Raw genomic sequence first — 26,580 nt, forward strand, 5'->3', positions numbered from 1 at the left:
CTTAGGCGGCTGGTGTCTTGCGCACTAACAGCCAAGCGACCACGCCGCCTGCTATTCCACCGAAAAGATGCCCATCCCATGATACACCTGATTGCCATGGCAAGATGCCAGTGAGTAAGGTTGTGCCGTAAGTAAATGTCACGAAGACGCTGACGAGTAGCGGCACAACGCGCCGTTCCAATGTGCCGGACACGATCAAAAACACCGCTAGCCCAAACACCAAGCCGCTTGCGCCAATGTGCAGCGAATGCCCCCGCCCAAACACCCACAGCAATACCCCGCCGAACACTGCTACCAGCGCCACCGCCGCGCGTGAATCGGTACGCGAACCTGCCAGCAAGGTCAGCAAGATTGCCAACGGCACGCTGTTATTCAGCAAATGCGTGAAGTTGGAATGCAGAAACGGCATGGTTACAATGCCGATCAACCCACCGAAGTCTCGCGGAATCAGCCCCAAGCGTTCCAGCGGCAGGATGCGATCCAATAGAAATACGCCCCAAATGGTGGCGAGAAACAGGAGAACCAACGGTAATTCTTCGCGGATACGGTGGATGTGGCTTTTCATTCGGATTCTTTTTTGGTTTGCAAACAGGTTTCCAACACCTGACGATGATGTGCTGTACCGAGTGCGTTCATGGTCTCAATATTGCGCTCAGGAATCGCATCGACATCAGGATAACTGTCAATGGCTTGCGCTAAGCTGTCTTCGCGGATGAGGTGTAGCATTGGCCATGGCGAACGGTTAGTGAAGTTTTCCGCGTCATTCGGGCGTGTGCCCTCGAATTGGTAGTCGGGGTGGAAGCTCGCGACTTGGAATTCACCGTCAAAGCCGCCGTCTTCCAGCAGCGCATCGACCATATCGAGGAAGTCGTTGTATTCCATGAAATCCTCCAGCGTGCCGGGGTGAATTAGCAGGGTGGTTTCGACTTCGCTCACAGGGGTGGCGCGGAGTTGTTCGAGTTCATGCTGCAAATCTTCCAGCAAGAATTCGGGGCGTGCGGAATCGGTGACGACGAAATGAATTTGCCCGCCTTTGAACGGTTTGTGTGCAAATGGGCACAGGTTGTGCTTGAGGACGACGTTTTCTAACCAGCAGCGGGTCTGGGCGATGTAGGTAGCGTTGGTGTGTTTCATCCATCTTGCGCGAGATACCCCGTCCTTTAGGTCGGGGAGGGATAGCGCGTCGGCGGTAGCCGACCCTCTTCTCGCTCCTCTTTAGTTAAGCTATCTTGGTTAAACACGCATAACTCACAGCATCAACTATACTGAGAGCCATGCAAACGAAACGCGCCTACAAGTTCAGGTTTTACCCCGACCAGCAACAAGAAAAATTGCTGGCACAAACCTTTGGTTGTGTGCGCTACGCGTACAACAGCATTTTGCGTTACCGCACGGATGCTTATGATCAGACTCAAGAAAAAATTGGTTACATGGGCGCAAACGCTCGATTGACTGCCATCAAAAAACTGCCTGAGTCCCTGTTTCTAAACGATGTTTCTAGTGTCCCACTGCAACAATGCTTGCGAAACCAGCAAACGGCGTTCAAGAATTTCTTTGAAGGTCGGGCGAAATACCCTGTTTTCAAATCCAAAAAACACCGCCAGTCGGCTGAATTCACTTACCGCGCGTTCACTTTTAAAAACGGTGAACTGAAACTGGCAAAGTGTGACCAGCCATTGGCGATTAAATGGAGTCAGACGCTTCCGTCCGATCCCACCACCATTACCGTTTCCAAAGATCAGGCAGGGCGCTATTTTGTGTCTTGCTTGTGTGAATTCGACTCCACGTTGTTGCCCGTTACCGATAACAAGGTGGGCATAGACGTAGGTATTAAGGATTTGTTCGTCACCAGCGACGGTTTTAAATCCGGCAATCCCCGCCACACCGCAGAATACGCGACCAAACTTACGAAGTATCAACGCCGTCTTGCCAAGAAGAAACTCGGCAGCAAGAACCGGCTGAAAGCCAAACGCAAGGTTGCCCGTATTCACGCGAAAATCGCCGATTGCCGTTCGGACAACTTGCACAAGCTGTCCCGCAAACTGATTAACGAGAACCAAGTGGTTTGCGCCGAAAACCTCGCCGTGAAGAACATGATTAAGAATCCAACATTAGCCAAGCACATTGCCGATGCAAGCTGGGGTGAGTTTACCCGCCAGCTTGCGTACAAAGCCAACTGGGCGGGCAGAACGTATGTCGAAATCGGCAGATTTTTCCCCTCCAGTAAACGCTGTTCCTGTTGTGGGTTCGTCAAAGACCAACTACCGCTGGACGTGCGGTCGTGGGAATGCCCTGAATGCAAGGTAATCCATGATCGCGATGTGAATGCAGCGCGTAACATTTTAGCCGCAGGACTGGCGGTGTTAGCCTTTGGAGAGAATGTTAGTGGCAATGGCATTTCGGTGTCGTTGTCCTGTTCTCGATGAATTAGGAATTCCCTTCCTTTAGGGAGAGGAGGAAGTCAAGTGTTCTGACTGACAGTAAATCAAGCGGACATCATAACACGCTCGTGTGTCAATGCTGCTGATGCCACCCCGCATCCTCGCGTCGAAACACTTGCTGGCGTGCAAAGCGAAAGCGCTGGCTGCCCCATTCCATCAATTCCACGCTGAGGCGTTGCCGATCTCCGCGAATCACGTTAAAACTATTGGTGTGATGCAGCAGCAGGCGGTTGGAGAGCGTTGTGCCTGCGTGCGAGACAATCACGCCTTGTGTCACTTGCGCGTAGGCGAGGTGCACATGCCCGCTCAAAATAATGTCCACTTCGGATTGGAACGCCTGCAACGCGCTTGCCCCGCGTTTCACCAATTCGCGGTGTGCAAACATCGGTGGTAGCCAAAACGGGTGGTGGGCGGTTAATAGGCGTAAGTGCGTGGTAGGCGTGGTTTGCAATTGCCGCCGGATGCGTGCGACCTGCATTCGGCTGATGCTACCGCGTGACCAGTCGGGGTTGAGGCTGACGCGACGGGCGGTATTGACGCCAATGGCAACGTAAGCCTCTTCGTGTATGACGGGTTCGAGTTCACGGGAAATATACTGCCGCCATTTCTGCCACGGAAACAGCAAGCGTTCCGGCAAATTGTTTTCGACCAAATCGTGATTGCCGGGGACAATCAAATAGGGGTAGGGCAGTGTTGCCAGAAAAGCGTGGGCAGCTTGAAACTCGCGGCGTTTGGCTTGCTGGGTCAGGTCGCCGCTGATCACGACCAGTTCGGGGTTGATGTGTTCCAGACTTGCCAGCAAGCCTTCGCGCACCATCGGCGCTTCGCAGCCGAAATGCAGGTCAGAAATATGCGCAATTGTTGTCATATTACGGATTTGGTTGTTGATTTTGACGGCTTCTATCATTAACCAAATCCGCACGTGCAGGAAATTCCCTGTATTGATGCCTTGAAAATTCCTTGAATGGATGTGTTTACAAAATATCCAAAATTTCCAACTCAAAGCTAAGATGATGACCTGCAAGGGGATGATTAAAATCGACTTGCACGGTATCGGCGTGGATCGCGAGTATTTTTCCGGGGATTTCTTGACCGGAGGGGAGGGTGAAACCGATGATTTGTCCGACAACTAGCGTCATGCTGGCGGGGAAATCGGTGCGTGGCACGGTTTGAATTGCATCGGGGTCAGGGTAGCCGAAGGCTTGGTCGGCCATAATGATCAGGCGTGTTTTTTCACCTTGCGGCAAGCCGATGAGGGCGGCTTCTAGGTTGGGGTGAATGTCGCTTTGCCCCAGTTGCAGCATGTCGCCGTCGGGGTCTTCGCTGGCTTCGACCAGATGACCATCGGCAAGGTAAAGGCGGTAATGCCAGAGGATGCGGCTAGTGGCTTGGACGGTGTTGCTCATGGTGGCGGCTTACTTGCGTGGGAAAAGTTGCAGGATACCAAAATGCTCAGGAAACGGGCATTAAGTGCTGAATATTCAAGTAACAGGCGGGGCGATGCCCGCTACGTGGGTAAATATGCAGCCAATAGTCGCCATTGTGTTGCACCATGCCGTCTTGTATAGAAACTAGATCGACTAATTGTTGGTGGTGCAGTTGTGTCACGAGCGGTGCATCAGCGGCGGGGTCGCGGTAGCACGGTATGTCACCCGCTGGCGAGTTGATGGCGTATACCGTGGCTACCCGACGACCGGACGGTAATTCCATAAAAGATTGGGGAGCTTTTTGCCCACAACCCCCTAATAAGGCGGTCATCAGCAACAAGCTGCGGTAAGCGTTCTTCATTTCGTCGATTTTCCTATGTTCTCGCCCTCAACTCATCTGAATTAAACGCATGAACGCTTGAAACGGCTACTCAATCCCGCTTTAATGGTACGTTTTTCAAGAATTAACGGGAGCAGGCATGAAAGTTTTGGTGGTAGGCGGCGGCGGGCGTGAACACGCACTGGCATGGAAGATTGCACAATCGAAGCGTGTGAGTGAGGTGTTGGTTGCACCCGGCAATGCAGGCACGGCGTTAGAGCCAGCCATGCGCAATGTGCCGATTGCGGCGGAAGATGTCGATGCGTTAGTGGCTTATGCTAAGGAACACGCGATTGCATTGACTGTGGTTGGCCCCGAAGCGCCGCTATCTAAAGGCATTGTGGATAAATTCCGTGCGGCTGGCTTGCGTTGCTTTGGCCCTACCCAGCAAGCGGCGCAATTGGAATCGTCGAAAGCGTTTGCGAAAGATTTTCTGGCACGGCATCAAATTGCCACGGCGGCATACGCGAATTTCACCGAGATTGCGCCTGCGATTGCTTATATCCGCCAAATGGGAGCGCCAATTGTGGTGAAAGCTGACGGGTTGGCGGCGGGTAAAGGCGTAATTTTAGCGCAAACCGAAGCCGAGGCGATTGCCGCCGTGCAGGATATGCTGGCAGGCAATGCTTTCGGTGCAGCGGGTAGCCGCGTGGTGATCGAAGAGTTTTTGCTGGGCGAAGAAGCCAGTTTCATCGTAATGGTGGATGGCGAGCACGTTTTGGCAATGGCGAGTTCGCAAGACCACAAAGCCCGCGATGACGGCGATAAAGGCCCGAATACCGGCGGCATGGGCGCGTATTCACCTGCACCCGTGGTCACGCCTGCGATGCACGAACGCATTATGCAGGAAGTGATTTACCCGACAGTACGCGGTATGGCGGCGGATGGCATTCCGTATACCGGCTTTTTGTACGCAGGTGTGATGATCAATGCGCAAGGCGTGCCGAAAGTGCTGGAGTTCAATTGCCGCTTTGGCGACCCTGAAACCCAGCCGATCATGGTGCGTTTACAATCCGATTTCGTCGAGTTGCTGGAAGCAGCCTTGGATGAACGCTTGGATAAAGTGACTGCGCAATGGGATAGCCGTGCGTCCTTGGGCGTGGTGCTGGCTGCGGGTGGCTATCCCGATGTTTACCGCAAAGGCGATGTGATCCTCGGTTTGGAAGTGGCGGCGATTTTGGATGGCAAAGTATTCCACGCCGGTACAGCAATACACGATGACAAAATTGTCACCAACGGCGGACGCGTGCTGTGTGCGGTCGGTTTGGGTGCTTCGGTGACCAAAGCGCAAACAGCAGCGTATCGTTTGGTGGAAGCGCTGGATTGGAAGGGCGTGTATTACCGCCATGACATTGGGCATCGGGCGATTGCACGCGAAAAGGCTTAATCCGACAGACGGTATATCTGGAAAATACGCTGCGTTATCCTCGTGCTAGTCGTTGATTTCCGGTGCTTTGTTATAGTGGGACTTCCATTTCGGTGTGGAATGGAGGTTTCGCTAGGTTAAAGCAAAGGAAATGTTATGCCTAAGTTGCTCATTAAACGGGAAGTTGTTGCTAACAAAATCTTCCACCTTGCGTGGCAATCGCCGTTTATCTTATTGCTAGCATTTACCTGCGCGTGTGCGGCAGTATTTACGTTGCTGGCTGTCCACGCCTTGCGAGTTAATAATCGCCCGCTTGTAACAGCAACTACCCCTACTTTGCCATTGATGGCTACACCATCCCCGCGTGTGATTGCACCATTTACCGTTGAGCCTCCCGTAGACAGCTCAAGTGATCGTGCAAGTGAACCCGTAAATGCTGCCGATTATCCGGGTGTCGCTCGCAAAGCCTTGCCACCTTCCTATAAAAAGCCCGTATCGACATTACCCCAATCGGCTGCTTCACCGCCTGTGCGTGTCAAAAAAACGCCGCGAACACCGCAGCGTGACTTCAAGGTGATCGAGCGCTCATTGGGTATCCCGCTGTAATTGCTAAGGATAGGGTATGACATTACGTTTTTTGCTGTGCTTGGGTTTGGGCGCTTGGTTGAGTGGGTGTAGCCACCCTGTGCGTGACGTGCATCAAACCCACTTACAACCTGTCTCGCTACAACAAGCTACCCAGACGGTGGCAAGTGATTTATTTGCACGAATTCGTGAAGACAAAGGCATGTTGGGGCGTTTTACCGAACAAAGCGTGGCGATTGACCCCATTACGGATCGTTATTCTCAAGAACAAGTGGCGGTCAGCGAGGAAATGACAGCGTACATCAAAGCCGTCGGCACCGCGTTACGCATGGCAAAACTGTCGGTTTTGTCCGCTCAAACCTTACGTTCGAGCCAATACGTGATTCAAGGCACGTTGGGGTTGGAAAAACATCCCAAGCAACCCAACAAACTGTATCACTTACAAGCCGTGGCATTGAATGTGCGCAACGGCGAGTTGGTAGCCAGTGCTGATGCGTGGATTGATGATAAGCACTTGCGTTATCAAGCCTTGCCGGAATTTAACGATAGCCCGATGTACCTTGTGAATAAGCAAGCGGCGCGTCCCTTGGCAGAGAGCTATTCAGCCGCTCGTTTTCTGATGGATGTACAAGCCACCGCGCTGTTGAATGATGCGGGGCAGGCGTATCGCCGTAAGCGGTATGCTGCTGCGCGGGATTTATACCGTCAGGCAGGTACACACGCGACTGCTGAACAGATGTTGCGGGTTTACGCGGGGCTTTACATGAGTCAGTTACGCTTGGGGCAGGCGGCTGCCGCAGAGCAGGCCTTTGAGCAATTGCTGGCACTCAGTTTTGCGCAGCGGGATGTGTTAACCCTGAAAATCTTATTCAAGGTGGATTCCGAGGTGTTCTACGGCGATGCATTGGCACAACAGCAATACCAACAGTGGTTGCGTAAAATGACGGAGTATATGACGAAAAATCAACGTTGTTTGCATATTACGGGGCACAGCAGTCGTACTGGTTCGGCTGAATACAATGATGCTTTGTCATTAGCACGAGCGAACCGTATTAAAAGCGTTTTAGACGCGGGGCTGGGTGGTGATACCGCACAAGTGACGGCAGAAGGGCGTGGTTTCCGTGAGAATTTGATCGGTAGTGGTACGGATGATGATCGTGATAGCTTGGATCGGCGTGTAGAATTTAGCGTGCCCGCTTGTGTGCGTTGAATAAGACCGTGTGAATGCCTTGCAAATTGTTATTTTCCCCCAATGTGTGAAAAAATCCCTTGGAACTCACTACTCACTCAGGACAATAACAATGACAGATGCCAGCCAACTCTATGCCGCGCTGATTACCAGCATCGGCGAAGACATTACCCGTGACGGGCTACAAAAAACCCCGGAACGCGCCGCCAAAGCCTTTGGTTTTCTGACCCAAGGCTACCAGCAATCACTGGAAACGCTGGTGAATGGCGCGGTATTTGCTTCAGACAATGACGAAATGGTGGTGGTGAAGGACATCGAATTCTATTCCTTGTGCGAACACCATTTGCTGCCCTTTGTGGGCAAAGCGCACATTGCATACTTGCCCAAGGGCAAAGTGTTGGGGTTGTCGAAGCTTGCTCGCATTACCGATATGTATGCTCGCCGCTTGCAGATTCAAGAAAACATGACCAAGCAGATTGCTGATGCGATTCAGCAAGTCACGGGTGCAGCGGGGGTAGGGGTGGTGTTGGAAGCGCAGCATTTCTGCATGATGATGCGTGGGGTGCAAAAGCAGCAATCTTCCACCGTCACGTCAATGATGTTGGGGGAATTTCGTGATAACAGCCGCACGCGGCAGGAATTCCTGCATTTGATCAAGTGAGGTTTTAGTCGCCGCTGACGACATCAACGACAGCGCCACCGACTTGGAAGGGCACTTTCGCCACGCCAATCGCCGTACCAGCCACTACGCCCACGGCAGTGCTTGCCATTTGTACGGCACAGCCTTGCAGTAATCCGCTCAGTGTTAAAACCAGTAAGAGTTTTTTCATGACAAATCTCTGGGTTGTGTTAAATAAAAAAAGGGGCTGAAACAGCCCCTTTTCGTGGCGTGATTTACGATGCCAGATCTTTCTTCGCAGCACCCGCACGCTTGCGGTCATTTTCCATCAGGAAACGCTTGCGAATACGGATGTTCTTTGGCGTGATTTCAACCAGTTCGTCGTCGTCGATGAATTCCATCGCCTGTTCCAACGTCATGCGGATCGCGGGGACAAGGATCAGGTTTTCGTCAGTACCAGAAGCACGAATGTTGGTTAACTGCTTGGCTTTCAGCGGGTTAACTACCAGATCGTTGTCGCGGGTATGAATACCGATAACTTGACCTTCGTACACTTCTTCGGTGTGACCGACGAACAACTTGCCCCGATCTTGCAGGCTGAACAGGGCGTAAGCCAACGCTTTGCCTGTGCCGTTGGAAATCAATACACCGTTGTGACGGTTGCCAATCGCGCCTGCTTTGAACGGTGCATAGCTGTCAAATACGTGGTAAATCAAGCCAGTACCAGATGTCATGGTCATGAAGTCGGTTTGGAAGCCGATCAAACCGCGTGCTGGCATCAGGTATTCCAAACGCACGCGACCTTTGCCATCCGGTGCCATGTCTTTCAGTTCGGCGCGGCGTTCGCCCAGCGCTTCCATGACTTTGCCTTGGCTGGACTCTTCGATGTCAACGGTCACGTTTTCAAACGGTTCCATTTTCACGCCGTCGATTTCACGGACGATAACTTCCGGGCGGGAAACCGCGAGTTCATAGCCTTCACGGCGCATGTTTTCGATCAGGATGCCCAAGTGCAATTCGCCACGACCGGAGACTTTGAATTTCTCAGGGTCATCGGTTTCTTCAACGCGCAAGGCGACGTTGTGCAGCAGTTCTTGGTGCAGACGCTCATTCAAGCGACGTGAAGACGTGCCGGTTTTCACTTCTTTGCCCGCAAACGGTGAAGTGTTGACTTGGAACGTCATGGTGACGGTCGGTTCGTCAATCGTCAATGCTGGCAGCGCTACGACATTTTCCGGGTCACACACGGTGTCGGAAATGTGCAGTTCGTCCATACCGGAGAACGCGATAATGTCGCCTGCTTGCGCTTCGTTGACTTCGACGCGATCCAAGCCGTTGAAGCCGAGAATTTTCAGCACGCGACCGTTACGGACTTTGCCTTCAGTGTCGATGACTTTAACTTGGGTATTGGTTTTGACGCGACCTTGCTTGATACGCCCAATCCCGATAATGCCGAGGTAAGAGTTGTAGTCCAATTGGCTGATTTGCAATTGGAATGGCGCATCCGGGTCAACGTCTGGCGCGGCAACGCTATTGATAATGGTCTGGAACAACGGGGTCATGTCGCCGCTGTTGACGGTTTCTTCCAAGCCTGCGTAGCCGTTGATGGCAGACGCGTAGACGACGGGGAAGTCGAGTTGTTCGTCAGTTGCACCGAGGTTGTCGAACAGTTCAAATACCTGATCCATGACGCGGTGCGGGTTTGCGCCGGGGCGGTCAATCTTGTTGACGACCAGAATCGGTTTCAAACCGTGGGAAAACGCTTTCTGGGTAACGAAACGGGTTTGTGGCATTGGGCCATCTACCGCGTCAACCAGCAGTAATACGGAGTCAACCATTGACAGTACACGTTCAACTTCGCCACCGAAGTCCGCATGTCCTGGGGTGTCGACGATGTTGATGCGGTATTCGATACCATCGGCTGGGTTAGTCCAGCGCAGGGCGGTGTTTTTCGCCAAGATGGTAATGCCGCGCTCTTTCTCCAGCGCGTTAGAGTCCATCATCCGTTCGGACACTTCGGCGCGTTCGCCTAAAGTGCCGGATTGTTGTAGCAGTTTGTCAACTAAGGTGGTTTTCCCGTGGTCAACGTGGGCGATGATGGCGATATTTCGCAGGTTCTGGATCACAGCTAAGGTACTCAAATGAATTCATGAAAGGCGCGATTATACTTGGAATATATTAATTTTCTAATGAATTTCATGTTTTAGTGCTTGATTTGGTTTTTTAAATGCAGTGGGGAGTGATTTGGTAGTGGTTTTTTATGGTACTATATCGGCACTTTGATATTTTTTGGTAAATGTTAGCTCATGAATGCTGTTTCCTTGGCAATGCCTGCTTTTCACTTGGATGTTGGTTTAAATGCAGTGAACGACAGTACTGCGTTCATTCAGCGACTGAAACCGGATACGGGTATTGCCGAGCCAGTTTACCGGCAGTTACAACGGCAGATCGTCCAGATGATCCAGTCGGGGGAATTGGGAGAGGGTTATAGCTTACCATCCGAGCGTACCTTGGCAGATGCACTGCGCTTGAGTCGCACGACTATCCGGCGTTGTTACGATGAATTACGTGAGCAGAATTATATCAGTACCCACGGTCGGGCGGGGGTGATGGTCAAAGCGCCGCCGCGTATTAACCCGGAGCTGGGTAAGCTTAAGGGATTTACTGAGGAAATGCACGACATTGGCGTAGAGCCATCGACCCAACTACTGGAACGTAAGGTCGTGTCTGACCGTGCGATTGCTTCGCTATTCAATCGCCCTTCATCTGCCCGTTTTCTGAAATTGGTACGTTTACGCTTGGGGGATGGTATGCCCATGACCCGTGAAGTGGCGTGGTACGACTTGACCGCTGCCCCAGCATTGGTAGATTGGGATGTCACTGGTTCTGCTTACCAGTTTTTACAACAACACTGCGGCATTGCCCTGACCGACGGTGAGCAGACCATTGAAGCGGCAATGAGCAATGCGGATGAAATGGCAGCCTTTGGGTTTGAAGAACCCGGCCCGTGTTTGCTGCTCAAGCGCAAAACCTATGCTACCAGCGGACAGATGGTGGAATACGTGGAGGGGACATTTCGGGGTGATGCTTACACCTACCGGATTACCTTGAAGATGAATCCAGCATCTGTTCAGCCATAAAGGTGGCGACCTGAGTGTGCGTGGGCAAAGCAGGCAGCACTGCTTGCTGGGCAGCCACCATCGCGCCACATGCATTGGCAAACTGCAAAGCATCGACCAAGCTCAACCCTGACATCCATGCTAGTGCCAACCCTGCGGTAAAGGCATCGCCTGCGCCGGTCGGGTCGGTGGGTGTAATGACCCAAGCGGGTTGGTGGACGGCTGTTTGCCCTGATTGCAAGGCAACACACCCGCGTTCCGCCAGCGTTACCACCAGCAACTGTCCTTGCCAGTCCAGCGTTGGCAAGATTGTTAGCCATTGTTCTACGGCAAGCATTTCGCTGCTTTCCAGACAGAACAATGCGGCAGCTTCCGTTTCATTGAGCACCAAAATATCGGTCAAGCCCAACAAGCTGGGGCTGGGGACGCGCCACGGTGAGGGGTTCAGCAAGGTGTTGATACCACACACGCGGGCGTGCTGGAACGCTGCCAGTATCGGTTCATCTGGGATTTCAAACTGGGCACAGACGAGGTTGGCGCTTTCCAGTGCGCTAATGGCAGTCTGGACATGGGTTTTATCCAGCAAGGCGTTTGCTCCCGGATAAACCACGATGACATTGCTGCCATCTACGGCAATGAGACCAACCCCCAGCCCGGAACGTTCCCCGGCTTTGACGACCCAGCGGGTATCCAAGCCTTCAGTGTGCAAGAAGTTTAGCAAGGCATCCCCCGCCGCATCATTGCCCACCGCCAACAATACCTCGACACCAAGCCCCAAGCGATGCAAGCCCACGGCAAGGTTCAAGCCTTTGCCGCCGTGTTCCACCCACAAGGCTTGCGCCCCAAGCGATTCCCCCGCCAAGGGTAAGCGTTCAACGCATAGGCAATTCGCGCTGACATAACTGCCAAGAACCAATACTTTCATCCATTACCTCGCACTCAAAGCAGGGTGAATTGTAGACGTTCGGCTTAAGTGCTTGGAATGTTTATGTAAATTACTTTTTGGTATGTCTGTGGGCGAATATTTTTGATTTCCAGCAAAATTTTGTTGTAAACATGCTTTTTTGGCATTAGATTGGTTATTCAAAATAAAATTGCGAGGAGTAGCCACATGAATGAAAACACCGTGTTTCCTCATCTATCGGTGGTCGTGATGGCAATCAGCTTGTTGGTGTTTGCTCCGGTAGCTTTATCGACAGATATTGGTTCCAGTCCGGCAGCGCCCAGCAGCATTCCTGCCCCACCTAATCCTGAAAAAGAGGATGTTCTCAAATCTGTACCCAGTGCTCCCGATGAACTCAAAGTCAAAGAGGTTACGGATAACGCCCCCGCCCCGATTGACCCGATCATTAGCCCCGGTCAGCAAGGAGCGCTTAAAACTTCCCCCATCACGAACTCCCTTGCACCGCCAGTTCCCCCAGATAAAGAGGCGGCACTGGCATCCGTTACTGAGCCAAATGCGGTGCATCCCAACGTTGCGCAATTGGAGAAACGCATTGCCGTATTGGAAGATGAAGTTCAGGCACTACTTGCCAAACAAGGCAAACCCAGTCAGGTTAAAGCCCCTTTTGAGGTGGTGGATGATAAGGGCATCGCGCTGATGAGTGTTGCTGTTACTAACGGCATTACTCAACTGACATTGGGTGATTTGGGTACAATGGCTCGCTTTAAGATTCAAGGCATTTCAGCCAGCATGATTGTGACGGCGAATGAGCAAAACTATGTAACGCTTGATTCCAGCAAGGACGGCAGTCGTGCTATGACAAGAGGCGCTGGGATAACCACGAGTATTGGAAGATTTGCTGATGGTGTAAATGGTATTGTCATTACCGATACAGGTGGGGTAACGGCTAATGGTTCAAATCAGGCAGAGAAATCTTTGGCTGAAATAGCTACTCTTCCCGGTAAAAAAGTTGCCTTACGGCTGTATGACGAAACTGGCAACGCGGTGGTAATGGCTGGCACTAATCCAGCCGCAGCAGGCGCAGGTACAGTTAAGGTAGCGAACACCAAAGGCGAACCCGTCGCCTTCCTTGGCACATCAGAAAATGGGGTTGATGGTGCGTTAGGTGTCGCCAAGGCGGGGAAAAATGTTGCTGCCATGTTAGCTGAACCCGCGACAGTGGCATTGTATAATCAAGCAGGCTTGCCGATTGCAACCTTTAGTAAAAATGAGGGGACGGAGGGTGGAAACGTCACCACACGTGACCCCAGCGGTGATGGTGTTTTTTCAGCGGGTTATTCCGAAGGGGAAAACGGTGGTCAAGCATGTGTCTACCGCGCCAAAAAGCAGAATGTGTTTTGTTTGGGGATTGGTGTTCCCGGTATGGGTACAGGGCGTTAACGCATGAATACCCCCGCTATTCTGCTCACGGTTTCAACCTTGTTACTGGCTAGTGGTATTTGCACCGCAGAAGCTGTTGCCCCTGTCATCCCGCTTTGCCCCGGCATGAAAATCATCACCGCGATCAACCAACCCAGCGGTGACTACGAATCTATCAAACGCCTCACCCGTGTTAGCCCCGAAGGTATCACGCTCCATTATTCCAGCGAACATGAAGTCAGTGACCCTTTCAGTGATAAGCCGCCGGAACTGGTGGCAACTAACGTGACTCGCACCATACTCAGCGCCGACCAAAGCAAAGCCGCCTATTACATGGCAGCTTTCAGTGAAATTTTGCCTGAAACCCTGCCCAACAGCACGGCTATCACCGTTTCAACCAACCTTTACACCCAGCTCAAACAAACGGGTAAGGCTGAAATGTCGATCATTACCCTCATTAACGGCAGTGCTACCCCAGAAAACGTGATTGACCCGAATTCACCCTTCCGCTGGTGGTTTGCGCCTGCGGTGTACGCATTGGAATTGGCGGATAAAGCGCCTGTGAAAGTACCTGTGTTGGTGAATGGTATCCGCACCGATTTGCCTGCCCTCCACGCCAATGGTCAGTTTGGGACAGAAAAAGCCGAGTTTTTCATTCTGGATGACCCCCACAATCCGCTGATGCTGACATTTCGCTTGGGCTTTGGCACGGATGAAGCCTTGAAGGAGAAGTTTGCTTCAGACCCGGTGATGACCAAGATGCTAGAGGAATTGGCGGTTGCTTTGCCAGCACCAGCGGAACAAGAGCGGTTACAGGTGACGCAAATTACCTTCGATTGCCATGCGGGTGGCGATTTGCCTATACCGACCAATACGGGCAAACCGCTGGAAATATCCGGTGAATTCGCTACGGATGCTGAACCCTTTCCGGCAGGTAGTGGTGGTGCAGCCAGTGCAAATGGTACAAGCGCGGATATCGGTAACGGTGGCAGCGGCACGGGTACAGGCGCAATGGGCAGTGGAGCAGGCAATCTGGCGCTTGGTGCAGGCGGTGGCAACAGAGCGGCTGAATTGGAAAAAGCCCTGCAAGAAGGTGAGAAAGTCGACATCTATGACATCTTTTTCAGCTTCAACAGTGCCACGCTGCGCCCAGAATCGGACGAAACCTTGACGCTAATCGCTGACTTGCTCAACAAACATCCCGACTGGAAGCTGGCCATTGGCGGGCATACCGACAGCATTGCCAGCGACAGCTTCAATCTTGACCTCTCCAAGCGCCGTGCCGCTGCGGTCAAAACTGCCTTGGTGGAACGTTTCAAGATTACGGATAACCGTTTGAGTACCCAAGGCTATGGCGAAGCCAGTCCGCGTGATACTAATGACACCCTCGAAGGTCGCGCCCGTAATCGGCGGGTAGAACTGATGCGCCAATGACAATCACTTTGAACGCCACAGGAGTTTTTTATGAAAATACATGCCCTTATACCGGTCGTTATGGCACTGACGTTGGTTGCCTGCGGTGACAAGCAGGCGGATACCGCCGCAACGCCAGCCCCTTCCACGCCACCTGTTACACAAGCCCCTTCCGCAACAGTGCTACCTTCTGCCTGCCAGTTGGTGACAGCCGCTGATGTTCAAGCTGCGTTTGGGCAAACGGTAGCAGTTATGGCCGATGAGCCTGAAACCTGTGTCTACAATGGTGTTGGTGATACGGCAGCCTTCAGCCTCCTCACCACCACGCTGACGCCCAGCACAAACGCCGCAGAAGCAACCGACACGTTCCGCATGATGCTCAAGATGCAAGGCGGTATGAACGAGATACTCACTGAAACCCTCGGCGCTGCCAATAACCCCGCATCTGGTCAAGCGTTGGCAGGCGTGGGCGATGAATCGTGGTTTAAAGTCGGCGATACCAATCCGCTAGCCATGACGCAAGCGATGGTACGCAAGGGGACGGTTGTGCTGGGAATCACCGCCACGGGTATGGACGGGAAAGATGCGCCCAAGTTTGAAAAACTGGTGCGCACGATCACCGATAAATTATAAAAGAAGGGAATAGACATGTCTGGATTCTGGATCACCCTTGCCGTGTTAGCACTCGTCATCCTGTTCTTCATTAGCCTTTACAACCGCTTGGTTGCGCTGAAAAACAAGGTGGCGAATGCCTTTGGGCAAATGGATGTGCAACTCAAGCGGCGGCATGACCTGATCCCGAATCTGGTCGAAACGGCACGCGCCTACATGACGCACGAACGCAGTACTTTGGAAGCGGTCGTCAATGCCCGCAATACTGCGCAAGCCGTCGGGCAATTGGCTGCCCAACAGCCGGGAGATGCCCAAGCATTAGCCGCGATGGCGCAAGCTGAAGGTGCATTATCCAGCACCTTGGGACGGTTTTTTGCTTTGGCAGAAGCCTATCCCGATTTAAAGGCGAACCAGACCATGATGCAGCTTTCGGAAGAGTTGACCACCACCGAAAATAAAGTCGCGTTTGCTCGCCAAGCCTTTAACGATGCAGTGATGGAGCTGAATACCGCGATTCAGTCTTTCCCAGCGGTTGTGTTTGCTGGAGCCTTAGGATTTACCACCGCTGCCTTGTTACAGCCCTTGGAATCAGAAGCGGAACGCAAAGCTCCCGTGGTTAGGTTTTGAGTATGCAGTGGCAGCCCTGGCAAGGGACGGAACGTGAAGACTTTTTCAATGCGGTTGCCCGCCATCGCCGCACGGCTTGGCGTATCACGCTAGCCTGTGGGGTTGCCTATGCGGTGTTGGCGCTGGTCATGTCGTTGCTGCTCGCGCCCTTGCTGTATGGGGTGGCGGGCTTGGTGTTGGACATCCTGAACCTGCTGTTTCCCACCCCCGACCTGCTGGCTTATGCGGGTACGTTGGTATCGCCGATTGTTGATGATCCGATGGCTGTGCCTACGGTTGACTTACTTAAGTTTATCCTGCTGGCAAGTGCGCCGGGATTAGTGCTGATGGTAGTCGTGGCATGGGTCGTATCGCGTGCCATCCGCCAATCTGCCCTGTTTGATACCACCCAACAGGTCGGTCGTCCACCTGATTCCGGTAGTCTGGTCGAACTGCAATTTGCCAATACGCTGGAGGAAATGGCGGTTGCCGCCCTGATTCCCGCGCCGAAGGTGGTGGTGATTGACGGCGGGGCAAATGCGGCTGCTTCCGGTATGGATGCGCAACAGGCTACCGTCATGGTCGGGCAATCGCTGTTGGTGCTGCTGAACCGCGCCCAGATGCAGGGTATTGCCGCCCACCTGATTGCTGCCATTGCCGACAACGACATGAAAATCGGAATGCGTACCGCCAGTGTGTTGGGGGTATTTGCCTTGCTGACCCGCTTGTCGGTCAATCTGTTGGATAAGGATTCCTTTGCTGCCAGCCGTCATTTGCTGCGTGCGTTGTGTGTGCCGACGGCTGCTAGTCAAGCGTTTGTGTTGGCACAATTGAGTGATCCGTTTGCTGATACAGCGCCGCAAACGGCACAGCAACACACCGACAAACTGGGCTGGCGGGAATGGCTGTTGATGCCGCTGATGGGGCCGGTGTGGTTCAGTGGGTTTCTCGGTGGATTCGTCAGCACCCTGATCCTATCACCCGGTATTGCATGGGCATGGCAACAACGCAAATACATGGCGGATGCCACCGCAGTACGCTTGACCCGTGAACCGGATGGGTTGTCCGCTGCGCTGTCGGCACTGAGCCACGCGAATACGTCATTACTGAGCAGTGTGTGGGCAAGCCATTTGTGCGTAGTTGCGCCACAACAGGCCGCAGGAATGATTGTTTCCGTCTTTCCCTCCGTGGAACGGCGGCTTGCCGCACTGGTTCGCATGGGGGCAAGTAACCAGCCGCTGGTAGTATCTCCGCCAGTTGCCCCTGTGTGGGCTACGTTATTGGTTGGCAGTTTGCTGGTGGTAATGGCTGGGCTGGTTGCTGTGTTGCTGCCGCTGCTGGTGATGGCTTCTACCATGTTGACGATGTTGTTCACTATCATGCCCATTGCTATCCTGCACGCTGTGTTACGCTAAGGTTAAATCCTTTCAACTTGCGAAATTTCATGGGGCAAACCCCTCAAACGCCGTAGACTGCCTTTTTTTCTGATTTAAACATAAACACTGGAGTTATCAATGGAACTACCCATTCATAGCCACTATTCCATGCTGGGCGGGGAAGATGGTGTGCGCAATTTGGTGAACCGCTTTTACGACATTATGGATGAGTTGCCCGAAGCGTGGGAGTTACGCAAAATTCACGCCGACGATTTGCAGTCAGCACGGGATAAATTGTTTAAGTTTTTATCGGGTTGGTTGGGTGGACCCGGCTTGTACGAAGCGGAATACGGACACCCGCGTTTGCGGATGCGGCACGCACCGTTTCCGGTGGATACGCAAATGCGCGATCAGTGGTTGCTGTGCATGGATATGGCTTTAGATGAGCAAATTTCTGACGAATTATTGAAAACACAATTGAAATCATCGTTTGCCAAGGTTGCTGATCACATGCGTAACCGTTCAGGCTGAAAAATATGTGCGTTCATAAAAACAATAAATAACAATTTTCGCCATTTCTGCTAAATTCATTGGAGCATAAACATAAATGAGGAAAATTGGATGAATAAATATTTGCCTTCGGTAAGCGTTGTTATCTTACTGTGCAGTGGCGTAGCGTTTGCAGGTTCACCAAAAGGGCCTTACATGGGCGCAGGTGTGGGTTTTAACACCTCTGTTGATGACAATGATTTAAGCTCTACCTGTGGTGTGGGGGGTGTTGCTTGCACGGAAGTGTGTGATACCGATAAGGCAGTAAACGCTTATGCCGGTTATCAAGTCAGCCCTGTATGGGGTTTGGAAGCAGGTTACACGGATATGGACTACACTGCGCGTATTGAGCAAGCCGGTGGCACAGTGACGGGTGATCAACAATCCAAAGCCTTAGGATTGAGCGCGATTGCACGTAAATTGGTTGCTCGCAACGTTGACATCTATGGCAAAGCTGGTGCGGCACTGTGGAAAAGCAAAGTCACCACGAGTGCTGGCAATGCGGATGATTCAGGGGTGACGCCAACCGTCGGGGTAGGCGCTGAGTACAATTTCAGCGAACATTTAGGGGTTCGTGCTGGTGTAGACCATTTCTTCAGCATGGGTGAGCAGTCTAAACTGATTGAAGCGGGTAATGTCGGCACAGCAGATACAGGCATCAGTACGGCTACTGTTGGTTTGCATTATAATTTCTAAGGTTCTCTGTTTGATTTGGTTTTGAGATTTGTTTAAGCTGGATAGCGCAAGCCATCCGGCTTTTTTTTTGGTGGTGTTTAACCGCGTTGGCGGCGCGTCACCGTGACTTCTGAATAAGTGTCACCCATTGCCACGCACCGCCCTTGTTCTGCCCAGAAGGAAGAGGCGGAACGGTTAATGCGCTGGTAATAGTCCATATTCAGTTCAGGGCGTTGGATAATGTCACCTTCGTACAGCAAATTCATTAGCGATGCGGCTACACCCATCACCAGATAATCCACCGGCTGTTGGCTGTAGCCAAACCAGCGTAAATACCCCAATGATTCGTAAGGTCGCCACACGCGCAGCACCAGTTTTTCTTGTGGAATCAATTCCATAATGCGCCAGATACCCCAACCCAGTGCGTTGATGACCGCCACAATGCCATGCAACCAATCTTCGCGGGTTTCGATCATGGGCATGACCAAGCCTTCCCACGCCTCTGAACTCATAATGCCGCCCATTGTATTGAAGCCGCAAATATGCCCCGCCTCGGTTAGCAGGGTGCGCGATAGGTTCATGCCTTCCAAGTTGATATATTGCTTGTAATAAAACAGCGCGGGGTAATCGTAAATCAGTAAATCGTTGAGGCTAGGGCGCTTGGTCAGGGCAGCGGTGAGTTGCTGCTCGAAACGGTAGGCAATCAAGTTGTAGTAATCCGCGTAATGGCGGGTGAGTTCCACCCCAAACGCGGGGATTAAGCCGTATGAATTGCCATACAAAGGTGCTTGGCTGACTCCGGCAATCACCGCTCGTTCGTCGATATTGCTGGCAACGCTGCGTTCGGGAATCGCGGAAGATAAACCTGCCGCTTCACGGTAAGCCGGTGTGCCACATTTTAAGCCAAACAAATACTCAAATTCATCGCCGCCCACGTAAATGTGGAAAGTGCTTTGTCTGCCTTTCAGCGAAATGGCTTCTTTAGTCAATTCACCGCTGAAGGCTTCACCGAACGCGGCTGACAATGCGCCGATGGTAAAACCAAGGTCAAAGTATTCCCCCGCGCCGCGCCGCTTTTCAAAGTTGAGGGCTAAGGCTCGCCCGTAGTGTGACGATGGCGTGCTGAGGTTGAATTCGCTTTGCCCTACTGCCTGCTTGACGCTAGCAAGCAACGGCAATAAACCGAAGCCGCAAAAACGGTACAGGTTTTCGGCATAACGCAGGCGTTCTTCTAGCGGCATGTCTGGGTATGCGCGGAAATGCGTTTGCAAACCCAAAAAGGTCACTTCGGCTGCGGCGTGAATCAGAATTTTTTGGTTGTCGATATGACGACAGTTTTCGATGGTGTTTTGTAAGGTGCGGTTGTAATGATTGCAGTGAAACACCATCGGTTGCCCGTCAATGTCGCAAATGCCTACAGCCGCGTCTGCCACGGTAATGACTTCGGTACTCATGTTTCTCCCTCCACTGAGGCGTTATTATGCGCACAGTTGACGCATTACGCCTAAAAGAGGGGATGAACTGTAGGTTTTTGAAAAAACTGCTTATTTTTTAATAGGAGGCAGGCGTGCTTTTTCGGCTTCAATCCAGTCTTGGACGTGTTGGTTGATCGCTCCCGCTTTTACGCCTTGGGTCGGAATCGCCGCGCCGATGCTGACCGTAATCGTGCCGGGTTGCTTGATCCACGCGTGGCGTTGCCAGCTTACTCCGGCATTGTGGGCAACGGGGACGACCGGAAAGCCAGACTGCGAGGCAAGAATTGCGCCGCCAATTTTGTAGTCGGCTTTGACACCGGGGGCGACGCGTGTGCCTTCGGGGAAGATCACGATGCTGATACCTTCATGCAGCAGTGCCGTGCCTTGCTGGGAAATCTGTTTGACGGCGGCACGTCCCGCGCCCCGATCAATGCCAATCGGGCGAATTAGGCGCAAGCCCCACCCGAAAAACGGAATTTTCAACAACTCTTGTTTCATCACCCAACTCAGTTGTTGCGGAAAAATGCAGGGGATAGCGAAGGTTTCCCACGTCGATTGGTGGTTAGACATAATGATAAATGCCCCGTCGGTGGGGATGTTTTCACGCCCAATGACTTGGTATTTCACCCCGCAAGTGACTTCCAACCACCAGCGATTGAAGCAATTCCACAATGTGGCGGTGCGGTAGCGGTATTGCGCGGGTAATAGCCATGCCAGCGGTGCTAGTAAACCCGCCAGCAAGGTGCTGGGGAGTGAGCCAGCCCAAAACAGGGTGGCGCGAGTGCCGAGCCAAAGTGTATTCAATGCGTTCATCCATCTTGCGCGAGATGCCCCGTCCTTGCTTCGGCTGCGCTCAGCACGAGTTAGGTCGGGGAGGGATAGCGCGTCGGCGGTAGCCGACCCTCTTCTCGCTCCTCTTTCGTTAAGCTATCTTGGTTAAACACGCATAACTCACCGCATCAACTATACTGAGAGCCATGCAAACTAAATGCGCCTACAAATTCAGGTTTTACCCCGACCCGCAACAAGAAAAATTGCTGGCGCAAACCTTTGGTTGTGTGCGTTACGTTTACAACAGCATCTTGCGTTACCGCACGGATGTCTATGATCAGACGCAAGAAAAAATCGGTTATACGGGCGCGAATGCCCGATTGACCGCCATCAAAAAATTGCCTGAGTCGCTGTTCCTGAACGAAGTCTCCAGTGTCCCACTGCAACAATGCTTGCGAAACCAGCAAACGGCGTTCAAGAATTTCTTTGAAGGTCGGGCGAAATATCCCGTCTTTAAATCCAAAAAACACCGCCAGTCGGCTGAATTCACTTACCGCGCGTTCACTTTTAAAAACGGTGAACTGAAACTGGCGAAGTGTGAGCAGCCATTGGTGATTAAATGGAGTCAGACGCTTCCGTCCGACCCGACCACCATTACCGTTTCCAAAGATCAGGCAGGGCGCTATTTTGTGTCTTGCCTGTGTGAATTTGATGCCACGTTGCTGCCTGTCACCGATAACAAGGTGGGCATTGACGTGGGCATCAAGGATTTGTTCGTCACCAGCGACGGTTTCAAGTCCGGCAATCCCCGCCACACCGCAGAATACGCGGCTAAACTGGCGAAATACCAACGTCGTCTTGCCAAGAAGAAACTTGGTAGCAAGAATCGGCTGAAAGCTAAACGCAAAGTTGCCCGTATTCACGCGAAAATCGCCGATTGCCGTTCGGACAACTTGCACAAGCTGTCCCGTAAACTGATTAACGAGAACCAAGTGGTTTGCGCTGAAAACCTCGCTGTGAAGAACATGATTAAAAACCCCACATTAGCCAAACACATTGCGGATGCAAGTTGGGGAGAATTCACCCGCCAACTCGCGTACAAAGCCAATTGGGCGGGAAGAACGTATGTCGAAATCGGCAGATTTTTCCCCTCCAGTAAACGCTGTTCCTGTTGTGGGTTCGTCAAAGACCAACTACCGCTGGACGTGCGGTCGTGGGAATGCCCTGAATGCAAGGTAATCCATGATCGCGACGTGAATGCAGCGCGTAACATTTTAGCCGCAGGACTGGCGGTGTTAGCCTTTGGAGAGACTGTTAGTGGCAATGGCATTTCGGTGTCGTTGTCCTGTTCTCGATGAATTAGGAATCCCCTTCCTTTAGGGAGGTGAGGAAGTCAAGCGGTTAGACCCCTAACAGTGAGTCGGCGTAGTCTGCCAGATTATCGAAGACAGGTATATTGGCGGGTAACACGCCTTTTGCCAAGGTACGTTCGCCTTTGCCGCTGCGCACTTGCACGTAGGCAATGCCTGCGGCACGCGCGGCTTGCCAGTCGGTCAGCGAGTCGCCCACCATGACCGTGGCGGTAGGCAGTGCGCCGCACTGGGTAATGATTTCTTGCAACATGCCCGGTTGGGGTTTGCGGCATTCACACGCATCCGCCGCCAGATGTGGGCAGTAAACAATGTAGCTGACTGTGCCGCCATGTGCGGCTAATAGGCGTTGCAACTTGGCGTGCATGGCATCTAGCGTGGCTTCGCTGTAATAGCCGCGACTGATGCCGGATTGGTTGGTGGCAATCGCCAGCGTGTAACCCGCTTGCTGCAAACGTGCCATCGCTTCGAGGCTGCCTGCAATGGGTATCCACTCCTCCGCTGACTTGATGTAGTCGTCGGAGTCGTGGTTAATCACGCCATCACGGTCGAGGATGATGAGTTTCACCCAGCATTCTCCAGCAAGGCATGGAGCTTACGCAAGGCTTGCCCGCGATGGCTGATACGGTTCTTTTCGTCCGGTGGCAAGTCGGCGGAAGAGCAGCCGTGCGTTGGCACATAAAACAGCGGGTCGTAGCCAAAGCCATTTGTGCCGCTGGCTTGGTGCAAGATCACGCCTTCCCAACTGGCCTCGCTAATGATCGGTAATTGGTCGTCGGCATGGCGCAGGTACACGATGCAGCAATAAAACCGTGCGGTGCGTTGTGCATCCGGCACATCTTGCAGCGCATCCAATAGCTTGGTGTTATTGGCGGCATCGTCGCCGTGATCCCCCGCGTAACGGGCGGAATACAGCCCTGGCGCACCGCCGAGTGCATCCACCACAATGCCGGAATCGTCTGCCATGGCGGGCATTCCGGTCAGTTTGGCGGCATGGCGGGCTTTGATCAGGGCATTTTCGACGAAGGTTAAGCCATTTTCTACCGCATCGCTCACCCCGAACTCGCTTTGGCGCACAAATTCGATGCCAAGATCTGCCATCATCGCGTTGAATTCGCGTAACTTTCCGGCGTTACCGCTGGCTAATACCATGCGTTTGCTCATATGCCTAAGACCTCCCGTTGTGCCTGCATGATGTCACGAATGCCTTTTTCGGCGAGTGCCAGCATCGCGTCCAGTTCGTCGCGGCGGAAGGCGTGACCTTCGGCAGTGCCTTGCAATTCGATGAATTGTCCGGCTTCGTTCATGACCACGTTCATGTCGGTTTCGGCTTTGGAATCTTCGGCATAATCCAAGTCGAGCACGGGTACGCCATCGAAAATACCGACGGAAATGGAGGCGATTTGCCCGTGTAGCGGATTTTTCTTGAGGCGGCGGTTCTTTTGCAACCACGTCACCGCATCGCACAAGGCGACGTATGCACCGCTAATAGAGGCGGTACGCGTGCCGCCATCGGCTTGCAGGACATCGCAGTCGATGGTGATTTGGAATTCGCCGAGGGCTTCAAGGTCAACCACGGCGCGTAAGGCACGTCCGATCAGGCGTTGGATTTCCATCGTGCGCCCGCCTTGCTTGCCTTTGGCGGCTTCGCGAGCAGTACGTGAGCCAGTGGCACGCGGCAACATGCCGTATTCTGCCGTGACCCAGCCTTGCCCTTTACCTTTGAGCCAGCCGGGAAGGCGGTCTTCAACGGTAGCGGTACACAGCACCTTGGTATTGCCGAATTCGACCAAGACTGAGCCTTCGGCGTGCATGGTGTATTGGCGCGTGAATTTGACGGTTCGCATTTGGTCGGGGGTGCGTGCGCTGGGCCTCATGGGGGTTTCCTTTTAGTCTATCTGGCTAGGTGAGCGGGCATTATACGCATCCTGCGTGTTGGTTTCACGGTTATCGCGGTGTATGGGGGAGCCATTGTTGGAGCATGGTGCGGATTTGGTCGAGTTCAAACGGTTTGGTGAGGTAATCATTCATACCGCTGGCGAGGCAGCGTTCGCGTTCTCCGGCAATAGCGTGGGCGGTTAAGGCGATAATTGGCAAGTGGCTAAAGCGTGCATCTTTGCGAATGTGTTGTGTGGTTTCATAGCCGTTCATGTCCGGCATACTGACATCCATGAATACGAGGTCGAAGGTGTGTTGCTGCACTTGCTGGATGGCGGCTGCACCACTGGCGGCAATGCTGACTTTGACCTCTAAGGTTTTTAGTAGTGCTTGTCCGAAGAATTGGTTGATGGGGTCGTCATCGACCAGCAATATGTGGGTGTTTTCTCTAATAATGTGGGCTTGTTGTATTTGTTGTGTGCCTGTTGCGGGGTCGGTATGGGTGTGCAGCGCAAAAGTAGTGCTAAAAAAGAAGCGGCTACCTTTGCCCACATTGCTTTGCATGCGGAGTGTGCCGCCCATTGCGGCGACCAGTTTGCTGCTGATGGATAGCCCTAACCCTGTGCCACGATAGCGTGTATCACGGCTGTGATGAATGGGGGAAAAAGGTTCAAATAGGCGTTGTCGCTGTTGTTCACTCAGACCGCAGCCGGTATCGGTGACGCTAAAGTGGAGTTCGACGTGCGGCGGCGTGCGTTCAGTGAGCGGGGTGGCGCTGATGCGTAAGGCAACTTGCCCCTGTTCGGTGAATTTGAGGGCATTGTTTAACAAATTCAGCAAGATTTGCGACAGGCGCATTGGGTCACCGCGCAGGGTAATGTCGCGTGGATACTGGCTGTAAAATTGGAGACTCAGGTTTTTCTGGGTGGCTTGTTCGGCGAGGAGTTGTTCGATGCTGGTAAGTATTTCACCGAGGGTGAAGGGGATTTGCTCCAAGTTCGGTTGAGTGCTTTCTAGGCGTGATAGATCAAGAATATCGTTGATGAGGTGCATCATGTGCTTGGCAGCGGTATTGAGCTTGTCGATGTAACTGCGCTGCTGGGCGGTGAGTGAGGTTTGCTGCAAGAGTGTGCCGGTATTGATGACGGCATTCATTGGGGTGCGGATTTCATGGCTCATCGAGGCGAGAAATTCACCTTTGGCAAGACTGGCGGCTTCGGCACGTTGGCTTTGTTCGCGTAGATCGCGGGTGCGTTCTGCTTGAGTGAGGGACAGCAATACCATGAAAGCCATGATGCCGAGTTGGGTGAGATCCATTGCAGGTGGCCAGTTGTCGATTACGCCGATGCCGATCAAGAGGAGCGGGGTGGTGCTGAGGGTGATGACAATGAATGCCCATGCGGTATTTTGTGCTTCACGGCGCTTGCGCAGACTGAGGATGAAGATGACGGGGCTGCTAAGGATGAGCAGAGAGAGCGCGAGTATTCCCGCCATCATGAAATCATACGGCACAAACGGGGCGAGGAGTAGTGTTATGAAGCAAGCGATGATCAGGGCTTGAAAGGGGAATTTGAAGGTGGGTAGTTGCCGTGGAACATCCAGTAAATGGTAGATAAAACTAGCCCCACTGGTGACTGCTAGTTGGGTGAAAATCGCGGGGACGCTGTCATACCAAGCACCTAACAGGGTGATGTGGTTGAGCAGCCCATTCAGGTAGCTCAGTTCTAGCCCAGTGGTGAGGATGAGCAGGCTGAGGCTTAAAAAGCTGGCTTCGCGCAGTTTCAGGAAGGTTAGGAAGTTGTAGGCGGCGAGTGCCAACATGCCGCCGAGAATTGCACCGTAAAATAGGTAATCCATAATGGCGGATTGCAAGAGGTTATCTGCCGTTCTGAGTTCCAATTCAAACGATAGCGGGATATTGGGATTGGTGACTTGTACGTAAACGGTGTAGGGCGTTCCCGGTGTTAAGGTGAGTGTGTAAGCGGGCATCCTAAAAGCGGGGATATTCGGTAGTGGTGTCGGTTTGCTGGTGGGGATGGTGTGCGTAGGCTGGCTATACGCCCAGACCATACTGGTGTCTTGCCCGCGAAATAACACATACCAGTTGAGCCGTTGCGTGGCGTGACTAATCACTTCAAAACGCGCCCAGTAGGTGGATTGGGTATAACCGATTTGCGGGTGGTAATTCCAGCCGCCTTGATAGTTCGTGAGTGAGCCATCGGTGCGCTCTACGGCGACTTCGACATAGGGATAAAGCCAAGCGTGCGTGGTGGTGTCATCCAGTACTAACGGCTGCGCGGTCAGGGTGGTCCGAGGCAGTAATAGGCAGCAGCATAAGAGAAGGATTCGGAGTAACAGCGCGAGTTTCCTTGGAGAATCAATGGCTCAGGGTTGCGGAATCATGCCG

The 26,580-nt window shown here is 52.8% G+C and carries 28 protein-coding genes; 14 read left to right on the top strand and 14 right to left on the bottom strand.

Features of this window, described 5'->3' with window-relative positions:
• Nucleotide 1: 1 nt before the first annotated feature.
• On the bottom strand, nt 2-565 hold the full coding sequence (locus J1836_RS08815; RefSeq protein WP_207250760.1) for a rhomboid family intramembrane serine protease: 564 nt from the start codon (nt 563-565) through the stop codon (nt 2-4).
• Nucleotides 562-1,134, bottom strand: a complete 573-nt coding sequence (locus J1836_RS08820; RefSeq protein ID WP_207250761.1) for a DUF1415 domain-containing protein — start codon at nt 1,132-1,134, stop codon at nt 562-564. Before J1836_RS08820 ends, J1836_RS08815 begins: the two co-directional genes overlap by 4 nt.
• A gap of 140 nt (nt 1,135-1,274) precedes the next feature.
• Here J1836_RS08820 and J1836_RS08825 point away from each other — a divergent pair, with 140 nt between their 5' ends.
• Nucleotides 1,275-2,426 carry an RNA-guided endonuclease InsQ/TnpB family protein gene (locus J1836_RS08825; RefSeq protein WP_207250762.1) on the top strand — a complete coding sequence of 384 codons (1,152 nt, stop codon included), beginning with the start codon at nt 1,275-1,277 and terminating at the stop codon, nt 2,424-2,426.
• 88 nt (nt 2,427-2,514) lie between these two features.
• On the opposite strand, the gene J1836_RS08830 is transcribed toward J1836_RS08825, so the two are convergent.
• The 3 genes from J1836_RS08830 to J1836_RS08840 all read right to left on the bottom strand — a co-directional run bounded on the left by J1836_RS08830 (nt 2,515) and on the right by J1836_RS08840 (nt 4,229).
• The gene (locus tag J1836_RS08830; protein WP_242632782.1) at nt 2,515-3,348 is read right to left on the bottom strand and encodes a metallophosphoesterase family protein; all 834 of its coding nucleotides are present in this window, start codon (nt 3,346-3,348) and stop codon (nt 2,515-2,517) included.
• A gap of 67 nt (nt 3,349-3,415) precedes the next feature.
• On the bottom strand, nt 3,416-3,847 hold the full coding sequence (locus J1836_RS08835; protein ID WP_207250763.1) for an FKBP-type peptidyl-prolyl cis-trans isomerase: 432 nt from the start codon (nt 3,845-3,847) through the stop codon (nt 3,416-3,418).
• Between the two features lie 46 nt (nt 3,848-3,893).
• Nucleotides 3,894-4,229 carry a hypothetical protein gene (locus tag J1836_RS08840; protein ID WP_207250764.1) on the bottom strand — a complete coding sequence of 112 codons (336 nt, stop codon included), beginning with the start codon at nt 4,227-4,229 and terminating at the stop codon, nt 3,894-3,896.
• A 118-nt stretch (nt 4,230-4,347) separates the two neighbouring features.
• Between J1836_RS08840 and purD the strand changes: the two genes are divergently transcribed.
• The 4 genes from purD (at nt 4,348) to folE (ending at nt 8,048) form a co-directional block, all read left to right on the top strand.
• Nucleotides 4,348-5,634: a phosphoribosylamine--glycine ligase gene (gene purD, locus J1836_RS08845; protein WP_207250765.1), complete on the top strand. Its 1,287-nt coding sequence runs from the start codon at nt 4,348-4,350 to the stop codon at nt 5,632-5,634.
• A gap of 135 nt (nt 5,635-5,769) precedes the next feature.
• Nucleotides 5,770-6,219, top strand: a complete 450-nt coding sequence (locus tag J1836_RS08850; protein WP_207250766.1) for a hypothetical protein — start codon at nt 5,770-5,772, stop codon at nt 6,217-6,219.
• 16 nt (nt 6,220-6,235) lie between these two features.
• Nucleotides 6,236-7,408, top strand: coding sequence for an OmpA family protein (locus tag J1836_RS08855; protein ID WP_207250767.1), 1,173 nt, complete (start codon nt 6,236-6,238; stop codon nt 7,406-7,408).
• Between the two features lie 91 nt (nt 7,409-7,499).
• Nucleotides 7,500-8,048, top strand: coding sequence for a GTP cyclohydrolase I FolE (folE, locus tag J1836_RS08860; RefSeq protein ID WP_207250768.1), 549 nt, complete (start codon nt 7,500-7,502; stop codon nt 8,046-8,048).
• A 4-nt stretch (nt 8,049-8,052) separates the two neighbouring features.
• On the opposite strand, the gene J1836_RS08865 is transcribed toward folE, so the two are convergent.
• Nucleotides 8,053-8,217, bottom strand: coding sequence for a hypothetical protein (locus tag J1836_RS08865; protein WP_207250769.1), 165 nt, complete (start codon nt 8,215-8,217; stop codon nt 8,053-8,055).
• Between the two features lie 64 nt (nt 8,218-8,281).
• Nucleotides 8,282-10,132, bottom strand: coding sequence for a translational GTPase TypA (gene typA, locus J1836_RS08870; RefSeq protein WP_207251507.1), 1,851 nt, complete (start codon nt 10,130-10,132; stop codon nt 8,282-8,284).
• Nucleotides 10,133-10,312: 180 nt separating this feature from the next.
• On the opposite strand from typA, the gene J1836_RS08875 reads away from it, so the two are divergent.
• On the top strand, nt 10,313-11,146 hold the full coding sequence (locus tag J1836_RS08875; protein ID WP_207250770.1) for a GntR family transcriptional regulator: 834 nt from the start codon (nt 10,313-10,315) through the stop codon (nt 11,144-11,146).
• Here the strand turns inward: J1836_RS08875 and J1836_RS08880 are convergent.
• Nucleotides 11,109-12,050: a ribokinase gene (locus J1836_RS08880; protein WP_207250771.1), complete on the bottom strand. Its 942-nt coding sequence runs from the start codon at nt 12,048-12,050 to the stop codon at nt 11,109-11,111. The genes J1836_RS08875 and J1836_RS08880 overlap by 38 nt on opposite strands.
• 186 nt (nt 12,051-12,236) lie before the next feature.
• On the opposite strand from J1836_RS08880, the gene J1836_RS08885 reads away from it, so the two are divergent.
• From J1836_RS08885 to J1836_RS08915, 7 genes are all read left to right on the top strand, one after another.
• Nucleotides 12,237-13,469, top strand: coding sequence for a hypothetical protein (locus J1836_RS08885; protein ID WP_207250772.1), 1,233 nt, complete (start codon nt 12,237-12,239; stop codon nt 13,467-13,469).
• Nucleotides 13,470-13,472: 3 nt separating this feature from the next.
• Nucleotides 13,473-14,882 (top strand): OmpA family protein, encoded by a 1,410-nt coding sequence (locus tag J1836_RS08890; protein WP_207250773.1) that lies wholly within the window; start codon nt 13,473-13,475, stop codon nt 14,880-14,882.
• A 30-nt stretch (nt 14,883-14,912) separates the two neighbouring features.
• Entirely contained in the window at nt 14,913-15,494 is a 582-nt protein-coding gene (locus J1836_RS08895) for a hypothetical protein (RefSeq protein WP_207250774.1), read from the top strand.
• A gap of 15 nt (nt 15,495-15,509) precedes the next feature.
• A complete protein-coding gene (locus tag J1836_RS08900; RefSeq protein ID WP_207250775.1) occupies nt 15,510-16,100 on the top strand; it encodes a LemA family protein in 591 nt (196 codons plus the stop codon).
• Between the two features lie 2 nt (nt 16,101-16,102).
• Entirely contained in the window at nt 16,103-17,494 is a 1,392-nt protein-coding gene (locus J1836_RS08905) for a M48 family metalloprotease (RefSeq protein ID WP_207250776.1), read from the top strand.
• A gap of 99 nt (nt 17,495-17,593) precedes the next feature.
• Nucleotides 17,594-17,986, top strand: coding sequence for a group II truncated hemoglobin (locus J1836_RS08910; RefSeq protein WP_207250777.1), 393 nt, complete (start codon nt 17,594-17,596; stop codon nt 17,984-17,986).
• Between the two features lie 90 nt (nt 17,987-18,076).
• Nucleotides 18,077-18,700: an outer membrane beta-barrel protein gene (locus tag J1836_RS08915; protein ID WP_207250778.1), complete on the top strand. Its 624-nt coding sequence runs from the start codon at nt 18,077-18,079 to the stop codon at nt 18,698-18,700.
• Nucleotides 18,701-18,777: 77 nt separating this feature from the next.
• Here J1836_RS08915 and J1836_RS08920 read toward each other — a convergent pair whose 3' ends face one another.
• Both J1836_RS08920 and J1836_RS08925 read right to left on the bottom strand, forming a co-directional pair.
• On the bottom strand, nt 18,778-20,133 hold the full coding sequence (locus tag J1836_RS08920; RefSeq protein ID WP_207250779.1) for a hypothetical protein: 1,356 nt from the start codon (nt 20,131-20,133) through the stop codon (nt 18,778-18,780).
• 90 nt (nt 20,134-20,223) lie between these two features.
• A complete protein-coding gene (locus tag J1836_RS08925) occupies nt 20,224-20,967 on the bottom strand; it encodes a lysophospholipid acyltransferase family protein (protein ID WP_207250780.1) in 744 nt (247 codons plus the stop codon).
• 164 nt (nt 20,968-21,131) lie between these two features.
• Between J1836_RS08925 and J1836_RS08930 the strand changes: the two genes are divergently transcribed.
• Nucleotides 21,132-22,283, top strand: a complete 1,152-nt coding sequence (locus J1836_RS08930; protein ID WP_207250781.1) for an RNA-guided endonuclease InsQ/TnpB family protein — start codon at nt 21,132-21,134, stop codon at nt 22,281-22,283.
• Nucleotides 22,284-22,326: 43 nt separating this feature from the next.
• Here the strand turns inward: J1836_RS08930 and gmhB are convergent, their stop codons facing one another.
• The 4 genes from gmhB to J1836_RS08950 form a co-directional block, all read right to left on the bottom strand.
• Nucleotides 22,327-22,863, bottom strand: a complete 537-nt coding sequence (gene gmhB / locus J1836_RS08935) for a D-glycero-beta-D-manno-heptose 1,7-bisphosphate 7-phosphatase (protein WP_207250782.1) — start codon at nt 22,861-22,863, stop codon at nt 22,327-22,329.
• Complete coding sequence (gene rdgB, locus J1836_RS08940; protein WP_207250783.1) at nt 22,860-23,459, bottom strand: RdgB/HAM1 family non-canonical purine NTP pyrophosphatase; 600 nt, start codon at nt 23,457-23,459, stop codon at nt 22,860-22,862. Before rdgB ends, gmhB begins: the two co-directional genes overlap by 4 nt.
• Nucleotides 23,456-24,172 (bottom strand): ribonuclease PH, encoded by a 717-nt coding sequence (gene rph, locus J1836_RS08945; protein WP_207250784.1) that lies wholly within the window; start codon nt 24,170-24,172, stop codon nt 23,456-23,458. The genes rdgB and rph overlap by 4 nt, the downstream gene beginning before the upstream one ends.
• 70 nt (nt 24,173-24,242) lie before the next feature.
• Nucleotides 24,243-26,555, bottom strand: a complete 2,313-nt coding sequence (locus J1836_RS08950; protein WP_307792581.1) for a response regulator — start codon at nt 26,553-26,555, stop codon at nt 24,243-24,245.
• Between the last annotated feature and the right edge of the window lie 25 nt (nt 26,556-26,580).

It is taken from the genome of Thiothrix fructosivorans (assembly GCF_017349355.1).
Lineage (GTDB): Bacteria > Pseudomonadota > Gammaproteobacteria > Thiotrichales > Thiotrichaceae > Thiothrix > Thiothrix fructosivorans.